General features: G+C 39.1%; 15 protein-coding genes, 1 pseudogene and 1 riboswitch. Of the genes and pseudogenes, 13 read left to right on the top strand and 3 right to left on the bottom strand.

Features of this window, described 5'->3' with window-relative positions; genetic code table 11:
• Nucleotides 1-341 precede the first annotated feature (341 nt).
• From cas6 to csx20, 8 genes are all read left to right on the top strand, one after another.
• Nucleotides 342-1,082, top strand: coding sequence for a CRISPR-associated endoribonuclease Cas6 (gene cas6 / locus JT739_RS10805; protein WP_237661133.1), 741 nt, complete (start codon nucleotides 342-344; stop codon nucleotides 1,080-1,082).
• A gap of 14 nt (nucleotides 1,083-1,096) precedes the next feature.
• On the top strand, nucleotides 1,097-3,469 hold the full coding sequence (gene cas10 / locus JT739_RS10800) for a type III-A CRISPR-associated protein Cas10/Csm1 (RefSeq protein ID WP_237661132.1): 2,373 nt from the start codon (nucleotides 1,097-1,099) through the stop codon (nucleotides 3,467-3,469).
• Nucleotides 3,470-3,471: 2 nt separating this feature from the next.
• Complete coding sequence (csm2, locus tag JT739_RS10795; protein WP_237661131.1) at nucleotides 3,472-4,080, top strand: type III-A CRISPR-associated protein Csm2; 609 nt, start codon at nucleotides 3,472-3,474, stop codon at nucleotides 4,078-4,080.
• Between the two features lie 11 nt (nucleotides 4,081-4,091).
• Entirely contained in the window at nucleotides 4,092-4,925 is an 834-nt protein-coding gene (gene csm3 / locus JT739_RS10790) for a type III-A CRISPR-associated RAMP protein Csm3 (protein WP_237661130.1), read from the top strand.
• 3 nt (nucleotides 4,926-4,928) lie between these two features.
• A complete protein-coding gene (gene csm4, locus JT739_RS10785; protein ID WP_237661129.1) occupies nucleotides 4,929-5,987 on the top strand; it encodes a type III-A CRISPR-associated RAMP protein Csm4 in 1,059 nt (352 codons plus the stop codon).
• Nucleotides 5,977-7,032, top strand: a complete 1,056-nt coding sequence (gene csm5 / locus JT739_RS10780; RefSeq protein ID WP_237661128.1) for a type III-A CRISPR-associated RAMP protein Csm5 — start codon at nucleotides 5,977-5,979, stop codon at nucleotides 7,030-7,032. Before csm4 ends, csm5 begins: the two co-directional genes overlap by 11 nt.
• A 16-nt stretch (nucleotides 7,033-7,048) precedes the next feature.
• A complete protein-coding gene (gene csx2, locus JT739_RS10775) occupies nucleotides 7,049-8,398 on the top strand; it encodes a TIGR02221 family CRISPR-associated protein (protein ID WP_237661127.1) in 1,350 nt (449 codons plus the stop codon).
• A gap of 237 nt (nucleotides 8,399-8,635) precedes the next feature.
• Nucleotides 8,636-9,025 (top strand): CRISPR-associated protein Csx20, encoded by a 390-nt coding sequence (gene csx20 / locus JT739_RS10770; RefSeq protein WP_237661126.1) that lies wholly within the window; start codon nucleotides 8,636-8,638, stop codon nucleotides 9,023-9,025.
• A 313-nt stretch (nucleotides 9,026-9,338) separates the two neighbouring features.
• Here the strand turns inward: csx20 and mscL are convergent.
• A pseudogene (gene mscL / locus JT739_RS10765) lies at nucleotides 9,339-9,713 on the bottom strand (large conductance mechanosensitive channel protein MscL).
• Between the two features lie 421 nt (nucleotides 9,714-10,134).
• On the opposite strand from mscL, the gene cooS reads away from it, so the two are divergent.
• The 3 genes from cooS to JT739_RS10750 all read left to right on the top strand — a co-directional run bounded on the left by cooS (nucleotide 10,135) and on the right by JT739_RS10750 (nucleotide 13,090).
• Nucleotides 10,135-12,048: an anaerobic carbon-monoxide dehydrogenase catalytic subunit gene (cooS, locus tag JT739_RS10760; protein ID WP_237661124.1), complete on the top strand. Its 1,914-nt coding sequence runs from the start codon at nucleotides 10,135-10,137 to the stop codon at nucleotides 12,046-12,048.
• A gap of 126 nt (nucleotides 12,049-12,174) precedes the next feature.
• A complete protein-coding gene (gene cas2 / locus JT739_RS10755) occupies nucleotides 12,175-12,438 on the top strand; it encodes a CRISPR-associated endonuclease Cas2 (protein WP_237661123.1) in 264 nt (87 codons plus the stop codon).
• A gap of 16 nt (nucleotides 12,439-12,454) precedes the next feature.
• Nucleotides 12,455-13,090 (top strand): lactate utilization protein, encoded by a 636-nt coding sequence (locus JT739_RS10750; protein WP_237661122.1) that lies wholly within the window; start codon nucleotides 12,455-12,457, stop codon nucleotides 13,088-13,090.
• Nucleotides 13,091-13,176: 86 nt separating this feature from the next.
• On the opposite strand, the gene JT739_RS10745 is transcribed toward JT739_RS10750, so the two are convergent.
• A complete protein-coding gene (locus JT739_RS10745; protein ID WP_237661121.1) occupies nucleotides 13,177-14,589 on the bottom strand; it encodes an aminopeptidase in 1,413 nt (470 codons plus the stop codon).
• A 141-nt stretch (nucleotides 14,590-14,730) separates the two neighbouring features.
• Entirely contained in the window at nucleotides 14,731-15,162 is a 432-nt protein-coding gene (locus tag JT739_RS10740) for a helix-turn-helix domain-containing protein (RefSeq protein WP_370642658.1), read from the bottom strand.
• A 111-nt stretch (nucleotides 15,163-15,273) separates the two neighbouring features.
• Here JT739_RS10740 and JT739_RS10735 point away from each other — a divergent pair, with 111 nt between their 5' ends.
• Both JT739_RS10735 and JT739_RS10730 read left to right on the top strand, forming a co-directional pair.
• Entirely contained in the window at nucleotides 15,274-15,462 is a 189-nt protein-coding gene (locus JT739_RS10735) for a Spo0E family sporulation regulatory protein-aspartic acid phosphatase (RefSeq protein WP_237661119.1), read from the top strand.
• Between the two features lie 153 nt (nucleotides 15,463-15,615).
• Nucleotides 15,616-15,743, top strand: a riboswitch (FMN riboswitch).
• A 74-nt stretch (nucleotides 15,744-15,817) separates the two neighbouring features.
• The gene (locus JT739_RS10730; RefSeq protein WP_237661118.1) at nucleotides 15,818-16,390 is read left to right on the top strand and encodes an ECF transporter S component; all 573 of its coding nucleotides are present in this window, start codon (nucleotides 15,818-15,820) and stop codon (nucleotides 16,388-16,390) included.
• Nucleotides 16,391-16,420 lie beyond the last annotated feature (30 nt).

The following is a 16,420-nucleotide window of genomic DNA, read 5'->3' as shown; positions in this document are numbered from 1 at the left end:
AACAATTTCAGCTATTTTTTTAATTTTGATGTTGGCTTTTCAATGGTATCTTGGTAAAAATGTAAAAGTCAATTGACAATAACAGTTTCATCTGTAATAGTTTTTAGCCTACCTATAAGGGATTGAAACAAGTATGGTCTAGCTGCTTTCGCTGCATCATCTGGTGCGTTTTTAGCCTACATATGAGAGATAAATTAAATAAATCAGAACAGTAAGCAGATAGCTCACTGCTATTTTTAAATTCTGCAAATTTTTAAAAGGATTTTTAAAGTAAAATGTTGAATAAATCCATTTAAAACCATATTTTTTTACAAATTATTACATAATCAGGAGGTTTTTCGGTGCGGGTAAAATTTAAATTTGGCAGTAAGGAGCCCATTATTATTCCGGTCCAGTACAATCATGCCATTCAAAGTATGATATATAGCAATATTTCTCCTGGGCTGGCAGAATTTTTGCACGAAAAGGGCTTTTTATTCAATGGCCGGAGCTTTAAACTGTTCACTTTTTCACGCTTAAGAGGCCCCTTTAAGATGAGAAATGACGGGAAAATAGAATTTACGTATTCTTTTGAACTTACGGTAGCATCCCCTATCGAGAGATTCCTCCGGGAGTTGTCAGAAGGTATGCTGCGAAAAACTGACTTTGTGCTGCTGAAACAGAAGATATTCCTAGAAAGTGTCAGCGTAACTCCAGCTATTAGATTTGAAGATATAGGGGATGAAATAAAGATTAAGATGCTGTCCCCTGTGGTAGCATATAAGACAGACAAAGAAAGCGGAAAAACGATATATTACTCGCCTTGGGATAATGCCTTTGCGGAGCTTGTCACGAAAAACATAGAGAAAAAACACTTTTTGCTGACCGGGGAAAGGCTTGAAAACCCACAGTTTAGGATAATTCCCACAATACCTAAGGACGAGCGATATTGCAAAGTGCTCAACTACAAAAATACGGTAATCAAAGGCTGGCTTGGAATTTATAAATTACAAGGTGATAAAAGGTTAATAGAAACTGCTTATAATACAGGCATCGGCTCTAAAAATCCCCAAGGCTTTGGGTGTTTTGAAGTGATTTCATGAAAGGAGGAAAGCGTTTGTTAAAAGAGACCATATTTTTGGCCGGTTTGCTTCATGATATAGGAAAGTTTACTGAACGAAGCAAAAGTTATCCGGTTGATGAAAAGTTTAAGCGTGTGAATACAGGTCATCCTAAATACTCGGCACAATTGTTAGAGACATTAAGTAAAAGAAATCCTCTTTTTAAAAGTTGCAGTGATGAGCTGGTTGAACTAGTATTGTACCATCATGAGCCCAGAAATGATTTTGAGAAGATAATACAGCTTGCCGATTGGTTGTCGTCATCTGAGAGAGAAAAAGGCGAAACGAAAGAGAAATATTTTACTGTCCCCCTTACGCCTATATTTTCAAGGCTCTTTGACGGACTAGATAAAAAATTTGGCTATTCACTGGTACCCCTTTCTATATCAGAAGGCTTTCCAAAAGAAAACATTTCTCTTTCCACAGATCAATACAAAAATCTGGTGGATGCCTTTTTAAAGGAAGTGTCTGCTGTTCATAATACTACACAGCTGTATTATCTTTTGGAAAAATACCTCTGGTGTGTTCCAGCTCAAACTACCAACTATGTTTCGGATATTTCCCTTTTTGACCATGCCAAAACTACAGCAGCTATCGCCCTTTGTCTGTATGAAGAGTTTTCAGCAGGCAGACTAACATCTGAAGGTTTAAACAAAATGACGGACAATACAGATAATCATTTTATGCTGATAAAGGGAGACGTTTCCGGCATACAAAATTTTATTTTTCATATCCCGAGCAAAGGTGCTGCTAAATCCTTGAAAGGCCATTCAGTGTATGTTTCACTGCTTTCAGATGTGATAACTAGGCACTTGGTAAGGGGAATGGGCTTGGAAGATGCAAATATACTTTACAATGGCGGCGGCAATTTTTATATTTTAGCCCCCAGGACCTGTGAAACAAAATTTAAAGAGCTCAGGAAAAAGATTTCACGATTATTGCTTGAAATACATGGCGGTGCCATATATGTGGCTTTAGACTATATACTCCTTTCTCCAAAAGACATGACTGAGTTTAACACTCATTGGAACAAAATCACCCAAAAGGTAGATGTGTTAAAGAAAAGAAAATGGAAGGAGATTGACTTAAAGGAGAATTACGAATCTATCTTCGGCCCCTTCGGAGTAGGTTCAAAGGACCGCGCTTACTGTCAGCTTTGCGGTGTTGAAAGTACTGAGAGGAAAATTGTAATAAATCCTGAGAACGAAAAGAGTTACTGCACTTTTTGTGCAAGTTTTATTGACCTTACAAATGAACTAAAAGATGCAGATTGCCTTGTGATAAAAGAAGTAGATGTATGGGATAAAGCAGGTATTCGAAACTATCAGGACATGTTCAGGACTCTTGGATTTGAGTATCATTTTACGAAAAAACGGCATCTAAAAGACGGGGACAAGCCATATGCGTATTTGATAAATGACACGGACTTTTTAGCCCAAGGCTTCCAGGGCTATGTGATGGGCTCTTACCAGCTTCCTTATGATGCGGAGAAAAATCAGCAACTGAGTTTTAACGAGATTGCACAAAAAAGCCAAGGCGATAAAAAGATTGCTTTACTTAAGCTGGACGTGGACAATCTAGGCAATATATTTTCAAAAGGTTTAGGGAAAAGCTCAACGGTTTCTCGAGTTACCTCTCTTAGCCGGATGTTAGCTTTATATTTCGAAGGGTATATAAACCACCTTATTCATGAAAAAGGCTGGCAGGACTTTTTGTACGTGGTGTTTTCCGGCGGCGATGATACATTTATAGTGGGCGCATGGGATAAGGTGCTGGATTTTGCCAAAGAGTTTTACGATAAATTCCGAGAATTTACCTGTTATCATCCGCAGGTAACTTTTTCGGCGGGAATCAGTATTTTCAGAGAAGACTTTCCTGTCATCATGTCATCCCGCATAACGGAAGAAGCGCTGGAGAAGGCTAAAAACTATTCGGAAGACTCCTCTGAGAGTCCCAAGAAAAACAAGATATCTTTGTTTGGAGAAGTGTTTAACTGGACGGAGTTTGATGCTGTCAAGAGCTTTAAATGCCTCTTAATTGACATTATTACAAAACACTCCCAAGAGAGAAATGGCGATACCATAGGCAGAGCATTTTTATATAAAATATGGAAGTCAACATTAGGTTTTAAAAGGATTCTGGAAGAGTCAGCCTGCGGCAAAGTTGATAATATTCGCTTCTGGCGTCTGGCCTACTATCTGAGGGAAGTGGCTCGCGACGATGCGGATACGTTGATACGGGAGTACAGAAGGATAGTGCTTGACAATCTCTTAGGGAAGTCCTCTGATGAAAAGGTAAAAAATATCATGGTGGTTCCGGCGGCTGTAAAATGGGCGCAAATGGAGACAAGAAAAGCAAGGGGGAATTAATAATGATAGGAGCGATTAAAAGTATAAATCTCAAGAAAAATAAGGGTGTAATCATATTATTAAATAGTGGAATTAGAGACAAAAGTAATGAAGCTAAAATAAAACAATATGAATTTGATCAGCGCTCACTTGTTCGCAACTTAAGATTTAATGATTTATGTGATCGGTTTGCGGATATAGATGTTGAGTTTAATGCTCAGCCAAATAGTAGAAAGGTTGAAATAATTACTAGAGTATTTGAAAACGAAAGTTCTAAGTTTTTCAGACTAAATGTATTAGCTTTGAATAAAGATAAATATGACGAGTTTTGCGAACACGCAGAAAGTTATGCAAACAGGCTAAAATTAGGCGAAGTGACAACATCCATGATTCGGAGAATATATTCTAGAATAATGAGTGCTCAAAACGTTACAGATGTTAAAATGTTGCGACCTCATTTCGCTTATCTTTCCGGACGAAATGAAGATAAATATATACTAAGAGGATTTATGGCGTTATTAGATGACTTAGTTAGATCAATGGAAATTGACAATAAAAAGCATTTAAATAATTTTAAGCAGTTTTTGGAAGCTATTGTTGCCTATAGAAAATACGTGGGCGATGACAAATAAAGGGGGAACACATGATGAGGTTAATGGGAAAGCTTTTTATAAATGGTAGGATAAAGGTGTTGACTGGTTTATGTATCGGAGGCTCAAAAAGTGATGTTGCTATTGGTGATATAGATAATTGTGTGGTTAAAACGAGTGAAGGCGTTCCTTACATACCGGGCTCTTCTTTAAAAGGCAAAATTCGCAGTCTGTTAGAAAAGAGTGATTTGGAAAACATTATTAAAAGAAACACAAAATTAGGAACTGAAAAAGGAGCAAAAGATGCTGAAGGGAAAACAACAAAAATTAATACTGGGCTTTGTGACTGCGGTGACTGCAAAATCTGTGTCATTTTCGGCAACGCAGGAGATAAAAGGTCAAGTGAAGCTGGACCTACCCGTCTTGTGGTAAGAGACTGTCATCTTACACCGGAAACCAGGAAACAAATGGAAGCCAAAGAGGGAGAATTTAGAGAACTGGAACTCATCTATACGGAAAGCAAGTGGGAAAATGTTATAAACAGACTCAATTCGCGGGCAGAACACCCGAGACAAACTGAGAGGGTGCCTCGGGGAGCTGAGTTTGACTTTGAGATGGTCTTTGACTTTTTTGAAAAGGAAGATATGGGCAGGTTTTTCTATCTGATTTCAGGTCTAAATCTTTTGGAAGACGATTATCTTGGCGGTAACGGTTCTAGGGGCTATGGCCGAATCGAATTTAAAGACGTAGAGATTTCACTGAAGACCATTGGGGATTACGAGGGGGACAATCAGCGGCAGGTCCTTTACTCCGGCATGTTAAAAGATTTCCTAAAGCAAAAGAATGAGTTTGGAAGTAAACTTTTAACAAAGCTGGGGGCTGAATAGCCCATGAAAGTCTTCAAATTTTATCCTAAAAACCATTCCAAGTTCCATTTTGGAAGCGGTCACGGAAAACTAGAAGAAACTTTTTCTTCGGACAAGCTTTTTTCAGCTCTGTATAACTGTGCAGTGATGCTTTACGGCCAAGATAAAGAAGAAAACCACTTATTGAACTTGTTGCAAAACAGCTTGATTTCTTCACTTTACCCGGGCATACGATCCCGAAACTTAGAAAACCAAAAAGAAGTAGAGCTGTTTTTCCTGCCTCGCCCTCTGTTGCCTCAAGCATATGAAGAAAATAAAGATCTGAAAAAACACAAAAAGGAAAAAAAGATTAGATACATTTCTATTGGTGCCTTTGAGCACTTAAATAACTCTTGGCAGGACAGCGGGAAGTGCGAATTTACGCTGTCAGATTTAAAAACCTTTGGTGGAGTGTTTGCATGCACCGCCGAGGAATTTCAATCTCTCGGCATAGCTGAAGGTGCTGAAAACATAAAATTGCTGGATTTTGATGCAAAGCCCCGGGTGGTTATTTCCCGCTTTGATGATCATTCCGAAAACTTCTTTTTTCAGGAAGAAGGGGAAGTAACTTACTATCAGAAAAATGAAATCCTGCTAGAGCCCTTTATGTATTTTTTGTTCGATGGTCAAATAGATAGCCGTTTGATAGCAGCAATAAGGTTTATGGCCGATGAGGGCCTGGGTGGAAAGCGGAGCCAGGGTATGGGGTATTTTGAAGAGGTTTTGGAAGGTGAACTGCCCAATGAATTGTTCTCAGGAAAAGGCCAATACTATATGAACCTATCTGCAGTCTATCCCAGCATTGAAGAGGTAGATGATTTAAAGTACTACGAACTTGTGGAAAGAAGCGGTTATATTTATTCCAAATACGGAAGGCCTTTAAGGAAAAAGCGGATCAGATTGTTGAAAGAGGGCAGTATTTTTTCAAGGAAAATAGACGGACGGATTATCGACATTAGCCCAGAAGTCTTTAAAGAACACAGTGTGCTTTTAAACGGAAGAGCCTTTCTCATCCCGCTGGGGAGGTGCAGCAATGAATCTTAAAGTAAAACTTGAAACCCTGTCACCCGTTAATATCGGAAATGGTGAGATTTTATCACAGTTTTGCGATTATGTTTATGATAAAGGTGTTGTCTATTACTTGGATCATGATTTAATCATAGAGGAATTATCAAAACGACCCGACAGTGAAAAATTAATTAATGAGTTTGTGGCGGTTGTTAGAACTCAGGCCGGTGGAAGCATACAAAACAGGCTGAGGCTTAAAGGCTTTTTTGAAAATACAGGCCTGGATTTTAAGCACTTGGCTTCAAGGAAAATACCAGTAGATGGAGAAATAAATGAACAGATACAGCTTCACGTAAAGACCGGCGGCAGGCCATATATACCAGGCAGCAGCTTAAAAGGTGCCATTCGCACTGCCATTATAAGCCATTTCTTTACAGAAGACATGGAAAACAAAATAAATATTAAAGGATACATCGGTCAGAACTTATTTGGAAAGTATGACGAGGATATATTAAAGTTCCTGCAGGTATCTGACACTATGCCTTTTTCGGAAGAAGACCTGGGGATTGCTAAGTTTTTCAGGTTCAATTTAAAGACTGACGCTATGGCAATTCCTGTAATAAAAGAGATTGTGCCTGCAGGAAAGACAACTACCATAACAATAGGCTTTAAAGCAAAAGAAGGCCAGGTTGACAGTAGATTCAAGTTTTTACAGGAAGGAAACGAGGATCGCCTCTTTGCAATTATAAATGCATACACGTGTAAAAACCTTGAAAATGAGTTGGCAGCCATACAAAGGAGTCATAGCGGAGAATTGCAGGATGTGAAGCATTTTTATGCAGATCTCATAGATGCCGTAAGTGCTGCTGACAATACTAAAGAAGCCTATTTAAGAATCGGTTCGGGCAAGACCTACTATGACAATACAATAGCTTGGAATCTTTCAAAACCATTTTTAAATAAAATGATAGCTCAAAGCTTCAAAAAATCAGATCCAAAATTTTTCCCTAAAACCAGGACTTTGGTTTTGCACAATGGGCAAAAACAGGTTCCAGGTTGGGTGAGAATAGAAAAAATATGATAGGGTGAAAAGCAAAATGGCTAAAATCCTGATTTCATCTTTAGGCACAGGTACATTAAAAAAAGACAACATTTCTGCCAGGGAATACAGAGATGCAGTTTATAAATTCAACGATAGTGATAAAGCTTACCGTACATCTTTTATAGCTGCAGCCCTAAGCGAGCGTCTGCAGGTTGATAGGCTGTATTTGATAGGCACATCAAAATCCATGTGGGAAGAGGTATACAGGTATTTTTCCACTGCCAGCCAGCAGCCTTGCGACGATGACTACTGGATTGAATTGGTTGAAGCGGTCAGCAACTTTAAGCCGGGAGATAAGAAGCTTGGCGATGATGACCTGATTAAAGTAAATAGCGCCATTGATAATTATTTAAAATATATTAAGGCTGACGCAACGGGAGGTTCTCACTGCTACATAATTGATTACGGATTAGATGAAAAGGAAATCTGGAGCAACTTTGACGTAATGATGCGAATCGGCGAAACTCTAAGTGAAGATGATGAGATTTACCTGGACATAACCCATGCTTTCCGTTCGATTCCATTGTTTTTATACATAATGTTGGACCTTATCGGAATATTAAAGTTCAGAAAGGATTTTAAGCTGGCAGGCCTGTATTATGGCATGCTGGATGTAATCGGTGAATTGGGATATGCCCCTATAGTGGACTTGAGTTCGCTTTACAACATGACTTTATGGACCAGAGGAGCATATAATTTCTTGAACTTCGGAAACGGCTATCTGCTGGCTGATTTGATAAACAGTCAGGAAGTATCCGATAGAATCAGGAATATTTCGGATATCGTCAATATTAACTTCATAGACGAATTTAAACGGGAAATAGACCGCCTATCAGGCCAGCTGAAAAGCACTGATTCGTCAGACCATGTGATAAAATACATGGAGCCATATTTGATGACCTTTGTGGACCGATTTAAAAGTGCCAATTCCAGTTCGCGGCTTCAATTTGCTCTTGCCAAGTGGTACTTTGAACATAAAAGATTTGCCCAGTGTTATATCTGCTTGGCAGAGGCCATTGTTTCAAGAATTTTAGAGGAATATCGGGCCAGAGACTCCAGAATTGGGTGGAATAACCCTAATAGAAAAAAAATAAAGAATTTGATACACAGGCCCAACTTTAATACCATGGATAAATTCAGAGATCTGTATAAGGTATATAAAGAAGTTAGCGATACCAGGAACCTCATCGCCCATGCGGGTTTTGCAGATAAAGAAGAGGCTTATAAAGAGGCAATTGATAAACTGCATACACACATACGCAACACGGAAAAATATGTATTTAACAATATGAACTTAAAACAAATACCGGAATTGTTCCCATTCAATACTTTAAATGACAAATAATCATCTCTTTGCCTTATCGATTTGACCCAAAAAGTCATCGACGGGAGATAGTATAAAATATCATACGTCGATGACTTTATGTTTTTAGTCCAGTGAAGTACTATCATCAGGAAAATGTGGTATAATATAAAAAGATTCTTTAAAGCTCATTACAAAAAGATTATTGAAACTATCATATATACCCATAAGGGATTAAGCCTGCCAGGTTAAAAAGCAATTATGATGGAGGAAAATTTAGTGCGACAGGTTTTCTTGCTTTTCTCCCACCAGCTTACTCCTTCGCAAATAGAGGAACTCAAAAACAAATTTAAAGTGGATAAAATCGTATACCTACCGAAAGAATTGCAACACATCTGGTCAAACATTCCACCGGAGCTTCCTTCAATTAAAGGGCATCTTCAAGAAATGCTTATGTGGCTAAGGCAAAACTCAAATCCGGAGGATCTGGTACTGGTTCAGGGAGATTTTGGGGCGGTTTATATTTTAGTTAACTTTTGCAAAAAATTTGGTCTTATTCCCATATATGCTACTACAGAAAGACAGGTTTCTGAAGAAATTTTAGATGATGGAACTATCCAGGTAAACAGAAAGTTTTCCCATGTGAGATTTAGGGAATTTGAGATGTAATGTCGATACCCTCTTTTTTGTAAGTGCCACAAAAGTTCTAGCCTACCTATTAGGGATTGAAACGGGTGCTTAATACGATTCAGGACAACTCTTCCAACAAGTTTTTAGTCGACCTACGAGGGATTGAAACGAGTTGATGAAATTTGTAAAGTAAGGGATGCTATATTGTCTTTCGCCTACCTATAAGGAATTTGAAATGTTATTCACAAATGTATGGGTTAATATAAAATTTATTAAACAAAAATAGGTTCTGTAAACGGTAAAAAAGTCGTCGACCTATTTGCAATCGACGACTTTTTGTAAAAGAACCATTTCAGTGTTGATTATTTTCCTTTATCAGGTCGCGGATTTCGGTAAGAAGTATCTCTTCTTTGGATGGAGCAGGCTCCGAAACATCTTCCTTCTTTTTAATCCTATTAATAGAACGGACCAACAGAAAAATAGAAAAAGCTATTATCAAAAAATCAACTACATTTTGAATAAAAGCGCCGTATTTTACCACAGCCGTTCCTGCTTTTAATTCAAGCCTTGTAAAGTCTATTCCTCCAAGCAAAAGTCCCATGAGGGGCATTATTATATCATCAACTAAAGATGTAACTATCTTTCCGAATGCTCCGCCTATAATTACACCTATAGCAAGATCTACCACATTTCCCTTAACTGCAAATTCCTAAAACTCTTTCCACATGGCACGTTCTCCTTTATTTTTTTGTATAACTTTATTACGTTTAAATTAATCTGCAACTGTGGATATGCTTTTTATTTTGTGATTATAAAATCTGAATAATTCTTAAAGTAATGCAAAAACCCTAGGAGGTCGACTTTTTTACGTTAAGGCCAGACAGAACGAAGGCTTGTAATCAAAGAAAGCATAATATAATAAAACAAAAAACAAAATATATGAAAGTATTTTTTAAAATACAAGACTATTGCTCTGACGCCACTTGCATTGTCCTTTAGCCTGCCTATAATGGTTGAAAAAACATGGTCTCCCTAGCTGGGGCCAGTTTTTTTATCCTCCTTCTGCCTGCTGTATATAAAACCATATTTATGAACAAACTTAAATTAGTATAAAAGTATGGTTCTTCGGGCATGAAGGAGGTTATTATATGTCGGAAAAAGTTTTAGAAAAAACCGAAGGCCGTGTGAGTTATCATGATTCGGTAGAAGAAATGTTAAAGCGAATTCGGGAAGACGGCCTTACGAACGTCTTTGATCGTTGGGTGCAGCAGGAAAAGGCCAGATGTAAGTTCTGTCTTCAAGGACTAAGCTGCCAGCTTTGTTCTCATGGCCCTTGCCGTATCAATGAAAAAACGGAAATGTTCCGCGGTGTCTGTGGCATTGACGCTGATGCCATGGCTATAAGGAAGTTTCTGCTTCAAAATGCCATGGGAGCAGCTACTTATGCCCATCATGCTTACCAGGCTTTTAAAACTTTAAAAGCAACTGGCCAGGGCAAGACTCCTTTTGTTATCAGTGATGTAAATAAGTTAAAATGGATGTGCGAGAAGCTTGGTATCAAAACAAACGGGGATATCAATAACATGGCTGTCAAACTTGCGGATTTTTTGTTGATGGAAATGGACAGAGATGACGAAGATCCCAGCATTATGGTAGAAGCTTTTGCGCCTAAAAAGCGAAAGGAAGTATGGAGAAAGCTAGCTATTTATCCAACTGGCGTAAACAACGAGATTAGAGATGCTGTTGCCAGCTGTCTTACCAATGTGGACGGCGATTATGTGTCCCTTTCTAAAAAGGCCATGAGGCTGGGCCTTTCAACTATCTATACCGCTCAAATCGGCCTTGAAATGGTGCAGGATATTTTATATAAAACGCCTATGCCCCATGAAGTGGAAGTTGATTTGGGCATAATGGATCCCGATTATGTAAATATTGTTTTCAACGGCCACCAGCCCTGGATTGGTGTAGCGACACTCATGAAGGCAAAAACTTCCGAGGTCCAGCAAAAGGCCAAGGCGGCAGGTGCAAAGGGTTTGAAAGTTGTTGGAAACATAGAGACCGGCCAGGAAATGATACAGAGGTATCCCTCTGATGAAGTCTTTGCAGGCCTTGTAGGCAACTGGCTTGCTATAGAGCCCCTCCTTGCAACCGGCACTGTAGATGTTATAGCCATGGAAGAAAACTGCTCACCTCCGGCATTAAGACCTTATGCAGACAGATATCAGGTGACCCTTGTCAGCATCAACGATATTGTGAGAATGCCGGAGTTAGATATGATCCTCGATTATAAACCGCCGGAAGCCGAATATATTGCAGAAAAACTGATAGATCTTGCCATAGAAAACTTTAAAAAGAGAAGGGGAAGGATAACTCCCCAGGTGCCGCCGTATAAAAAAACGGCCATTGCAGGATTTTCAACAGAGGCAGTTTTGCAGGCACTGGGGAACAAATTGGAACCGCTGGTAGATACCATTCAGGCGGGGAAGATAAAAGGTGTTGTGGCCCTTGTCAGCTGCTCAACATTGAGAAATGGTCCCCAGGACTGGATGACGGTGAACTTGGCAAAAGAGCTTATCAGCCGGGATATACTCATAGTAGCCGGAGGCTGTGGCAACCACGGCTTAGAAGTTGCAGGACTTTGCAGTATGGAAGCTCTGGATATGGCCGGTGAAGGCTTAAGGGAAGTATGCAAAGCACTAAAAATTCCTCCGGTTTTAAGCTTTGGAACCTGCACCGATACGGGAAGGATTTCCATGCTGGTGACGGCTCTGGCAGACCACCTGGATTTAGATGTTCCGGACCTTCCTATAGCCGTTACCGCTCCCGAGTGGATGGAGCAAAAAGCTACTATAGATGGAGCTTTTGCCCTGGCATATGGTGCACTTACCCACCTTTCACCCGTTCCCTTTATATCCGGAGCAAAACGACTTGTAAAGTTGCTCACTGAAGACTTGGAGGAAATCACAGGCGGCAAAGTTCTGCTGGGAGATGATCCCAAGGAAGTAGCAAATAAAATAGAAAGTCATATACTGGAAAAACGGAAAGCCCTCGGTATGAAGTAGCAAATTCAAAGCCCTGGCAGGGCTTTCTTTATTTTGCCAAGTATTAGAGGAATTTAGAGTTTAATTGTAGAATAAAATTTTATAGCATGTTGATGAGCAGTATGTAGTGTAAATTAGGTGGCCAAGATGTTCGTAATTCTGGTATATGATGTAGGAGAAAACCGGGTATCGAAAGTTTTAAAAATATGTCGAAAGTACTTAAATTGGGTGCAAAACTCTGTCCTTGAAGGCGAAATTTCAGCTGCAGATTTTAAAAGGCTGAAGCTTGAATTAAAGCGCGCTATCAACGAAGAAGAGGACTCGGTTATATTCTACATTCTGAGAACTACTAAGTATTCGGAGCGGCAAACCATGGGGATTAAAAAGGGTGGAGATGAATTATTTATTTAGGTTAAGGAGGATACATATGAGTGTAAAAGCAAAATTCTATGAGCCTCGATGCCAAAAGGCTGTTAAAGCACTTATCAAAAACGGTTTCGATGCCATATATGTGCCGACAAAAGAAGAAGCTGTGAAAAAAGCTTTAGAGCTGGTTCCTCCAAATGCAACGGTAGGAGTGGGAGGCTCGGTTACCGTCCGTGAACTTGGCATTGTGGATGAATTAAGGGCTAGAGGTCATGTAATTTTTGATCACCATTTGGGAAGCACTGCTGAGGAAAAAAATCGCATACGGAAAGCCCAGCTAACCTGCGATGTTTTCTTTGCCAGCACCAATGCCTTAACCCTTGACGGAAAGCTGGTTAACATAGACGGCACCGGAAACCGGGTAGCGGCTATGATTTTCGGGCCGGGTCATGTGGTCCTCATAGTTGGCGCAAACAAAATAACCGATGGCCTGCAGCAGGCAATGCTCAGGGCAAAACAGGTGGCTGCACCTATGAATGCCATCAGGTTAGGCCTCAACACTCCATGTGCATCGACCGGTTACTGCATGGATTGTTCCTCGGAAAATAGGATTTGCAAAGTAACTACCATAATTGAATACAAACCTAACCTAACTAATTTTACGGTAATCGTAGTAGGTGAGGAGATAGGGTATTAGGTGCTTTTTGTGAAAAGCATTTATGGAAATAAATAAAGCCTATACCAAGCATGGATATTGCCTGGTATAGGCTTTATTTATTTGCTCTACGCCTCTTTTAAAAACGCATAATAGGCCTTCTTTGCTTCATATAAATCTGCCTTGCTTGCAATTTCCCAAGGTGCGTGCATGTTGTGCAGGGCTATGCCTGCATCGATTACCTCCATGCCGTAGTTGGCAAGGATATATGCTATAGTACCGCCACCTCCCTGGTCGACTTTACCCAGCTCTGCCATCTGCCAAACCACATTGTGTTTTTCCATGATATTTCTAAGCTCTGCGATAAATTCAGGATTTGCATCATTACTGCCGCTTTTTCCTCTAGCTCCTGTGTATTTATTAAATACAATTCCTTTACCGAAGAAGGCGGAGCTTTGCTTTTCCATTACTTCGGGATAATTTGGATCATAGGCGGCGCTTACATCTGAAGATATCATTTTGGAATTAGCCAAGGCACGCCTTATTTTAAGCTCACTATAGTCTCCCATTAGATTAGCGATTTCTGCTACGGTATTTTCAAAAAATCTTGACTGCATACCTGTAGCACCGACACTGCCGATTTCTTCTTTATCAACCAGCAGTGTAACGCAGGTTTTTTCTGGGTTTTCAATTTCCATCATGGCTTCAAAGGAAGTGTAAGCACATACCCTGTCGTCCTGGCCATATGCCATGATCATGCTCTTATCCAATCCGTAGTGCCTTGCTTTTCCTGCAGGGACGATTTCAATTTCTGCGGATACGAAGTCTTCTTCAACTATGCCGTATTTTTCGTTTAGTATCTTTAATATATTTTGCTTTACTCTGTTTTTTGCCTTCTTGTCATTTATGGGAATGCTGCCAACTAGTACATTGAGTTTTTCCCCTTCCACGCCTTCAGCTAGAGTCTTTTTCATCTGGTCTTTTGCCAGGTGAATGAGCAGATCCGATACTCCGAATACCGGATCATCTTCATTTTCACCAATGACTATATTTACCTTGGTGCCGTCTTTTTTCACAACTACTCCGTGTAGAGCAAGGGGAAGGGTTACCCATTGATATTTTTTAATTCCGCCATAGTAATGAGTATCAAGCATTGCCAGGCCAGTATCTTCATATAAGGGATTTTGTTTTAAGTCAAGCCTTGGTGAATCGATATGCGCTCCCAGTATTAGCATTCCATCCTCTAAAGGTCTTTTTCCTATTACAAAAAGTGCAATGATTTTATCCATGGCCTCAGCATATACCTTGTCGCCGGGCTTTAACGTCTTATTTTGCTTTATCAAATCTTGAAGATTTTTGTAACCGGCCTTTTCGGCCCTAGCTTTAAATTCTTCAACACATTCTCTTTCAGTCTTGCAGCGTGACATAAAACCTATATATCTGTCTGCTAAATCAAAAACTTTCTTTAGCTCATTTTTTGAATATTTATCCCAGGCTAGTTCGTATTCCTTTTCAAAAGGGGATTTTTTATTTTCTTCCATTTTGCTGTACCTCCAATGTTTTTAGTAAACATCTATAGTATATTTTACCAAAGGAGAAAAAATACACAACAAAAAATCAACCTCTAACTACTAATATTATTATGCCTGTATTAATAATATAACTTAGGTGTAAATTTGTATTTATTTTTCGTTTATATAAGTATATGAGGGATAGTGTATATGTGGGATAATGATTTTTATGAGATTTAAGAACAAATCTATTTCTTTATCGGAGCATTTTTTCAGCAGACTATTTATCTCGTCTAGCTTTTCATGGTGAGTTTTATAGGAACCACTTGGGTCGCTAATATATGAGGTATTACAATTTTGTTTTCCAAAAACAAGATAGTCAAGAGATACATGCAAGCAAACTGCTATATTTACTAATGTAGGTAAACTCATCTGACGTTCGCCGCGTTCGAGCTGCCCTACATAGTAGTCTGAAAGGCCAATAAGTTCGGCAAACTCCTCCCGCGATAGTTTCAATTTTTCTCTTTCATGTCTAAGTCTCTTACCTATAGCTTTATTATTTAGCAATGTCAATTTTATATCCACTCCTTCAATTATAACCATATCTAAAATTTGGCAATAACTAAATTGGCTTTTGGCAAATAAAAACAGTTTGCAATTTGCTAAAATTTGATGTAACATATGTCTTAAATACAAATCGGAAAGGAAATTGATATGAGCTCAATAGACAAAATAGAGAAAGCAAGAAATAAGTTGCACCACGCTATAAGCAACAATTTTGGCGAGGAAAAAATTCTCAAGTACAGCAGGCAAGTTGACAAACATATTATTGATTATTACAGAAATATTTTCGGGAAAGGTCCAAGTCAGAATTCAAAGAAACCCATAACAGATGAAGTTTAAGGATCACTATATTATTATAAATAAATGCCTATAGCAACGGTATGTACCGTTTGACATATACTTTACATTAATAGAGGCTAAAAATTATTGGTATTATGAACATTGACTTTTGCCGATTATCATGCTATTATTAAAGAAATTAAAAAGGCTGGATATAATCTTCAGGGCAGGGTGCAATTCCCGACCGGCGGTAATGCGGACAATTCCGCTAGCCCGCGAGCGAAAGCTGACTCGGTGAGATTCCGGGGCCGACAGTATAGTCTGGATGGGAGAAGATTATTTTTGTTATTTATGAGCACTTTATTCCCTGAGATTATATCTCAGGGAATTTTAATTTATCATGGAGGTATGTAGAATGAAATACGAAGTTAAAATGACTGCAAGACTTACTATGCTCTCTGCTTTGGCAGTGCTTTTGATGTTCTTGATCAGGTTTCCTCTTATTCCGGCGGCGCCGTTTCTGGAATATGATCCAGGGGATATTCCTGCACTAATTGCTGCCTTTTTGTTCGGACCAGGAGCTGGTGTCGTAGTAACTTTAATAGTATCATTGATTCAGGCTATGACCGTCAGTGCTGGAAGTGGTTGGATAGGAGCCTTAATGCATTTTGCTGCTACTGGGTGTATGGTAACGGTGGCAGGTATTATTTACAAAAGAGTTCACACTTTTAAGGGAGCAATTATCGCTATGATTGCGGGTTCCATTGCTATGACTCTTGTAATGATTCCCCTAAACCTTATTTTTACCACAAAATTTATGAATGTGCCTATAGAAACTGTAAAAGCCATGCTCATTCCGGTGATTATACCTTTTAACTTACTTAAGGCATCTATAAATTCGGTTTTGACGGTGTTTGTATATAAACCTGTTGGTAAGTTTCTTAGAGTAGATGTGCCTTCTCTAAGCAGGGATGGCCAAAAAATTTAAATTAAAAAATATTGTCAATAACCAGTAAAA

The organism is Tepidanaerobacter sp. GT38, from assembly GCF_021991635.1.
GTDB lineage: Bacteria > Bacillota > Thermosediminibacteria > Thermosediminibacterales > Tepidanaerobacteraceae > DTU063.
This window is presented reverse-complemented; position numbering and strand designations above follow the sequence as displayed.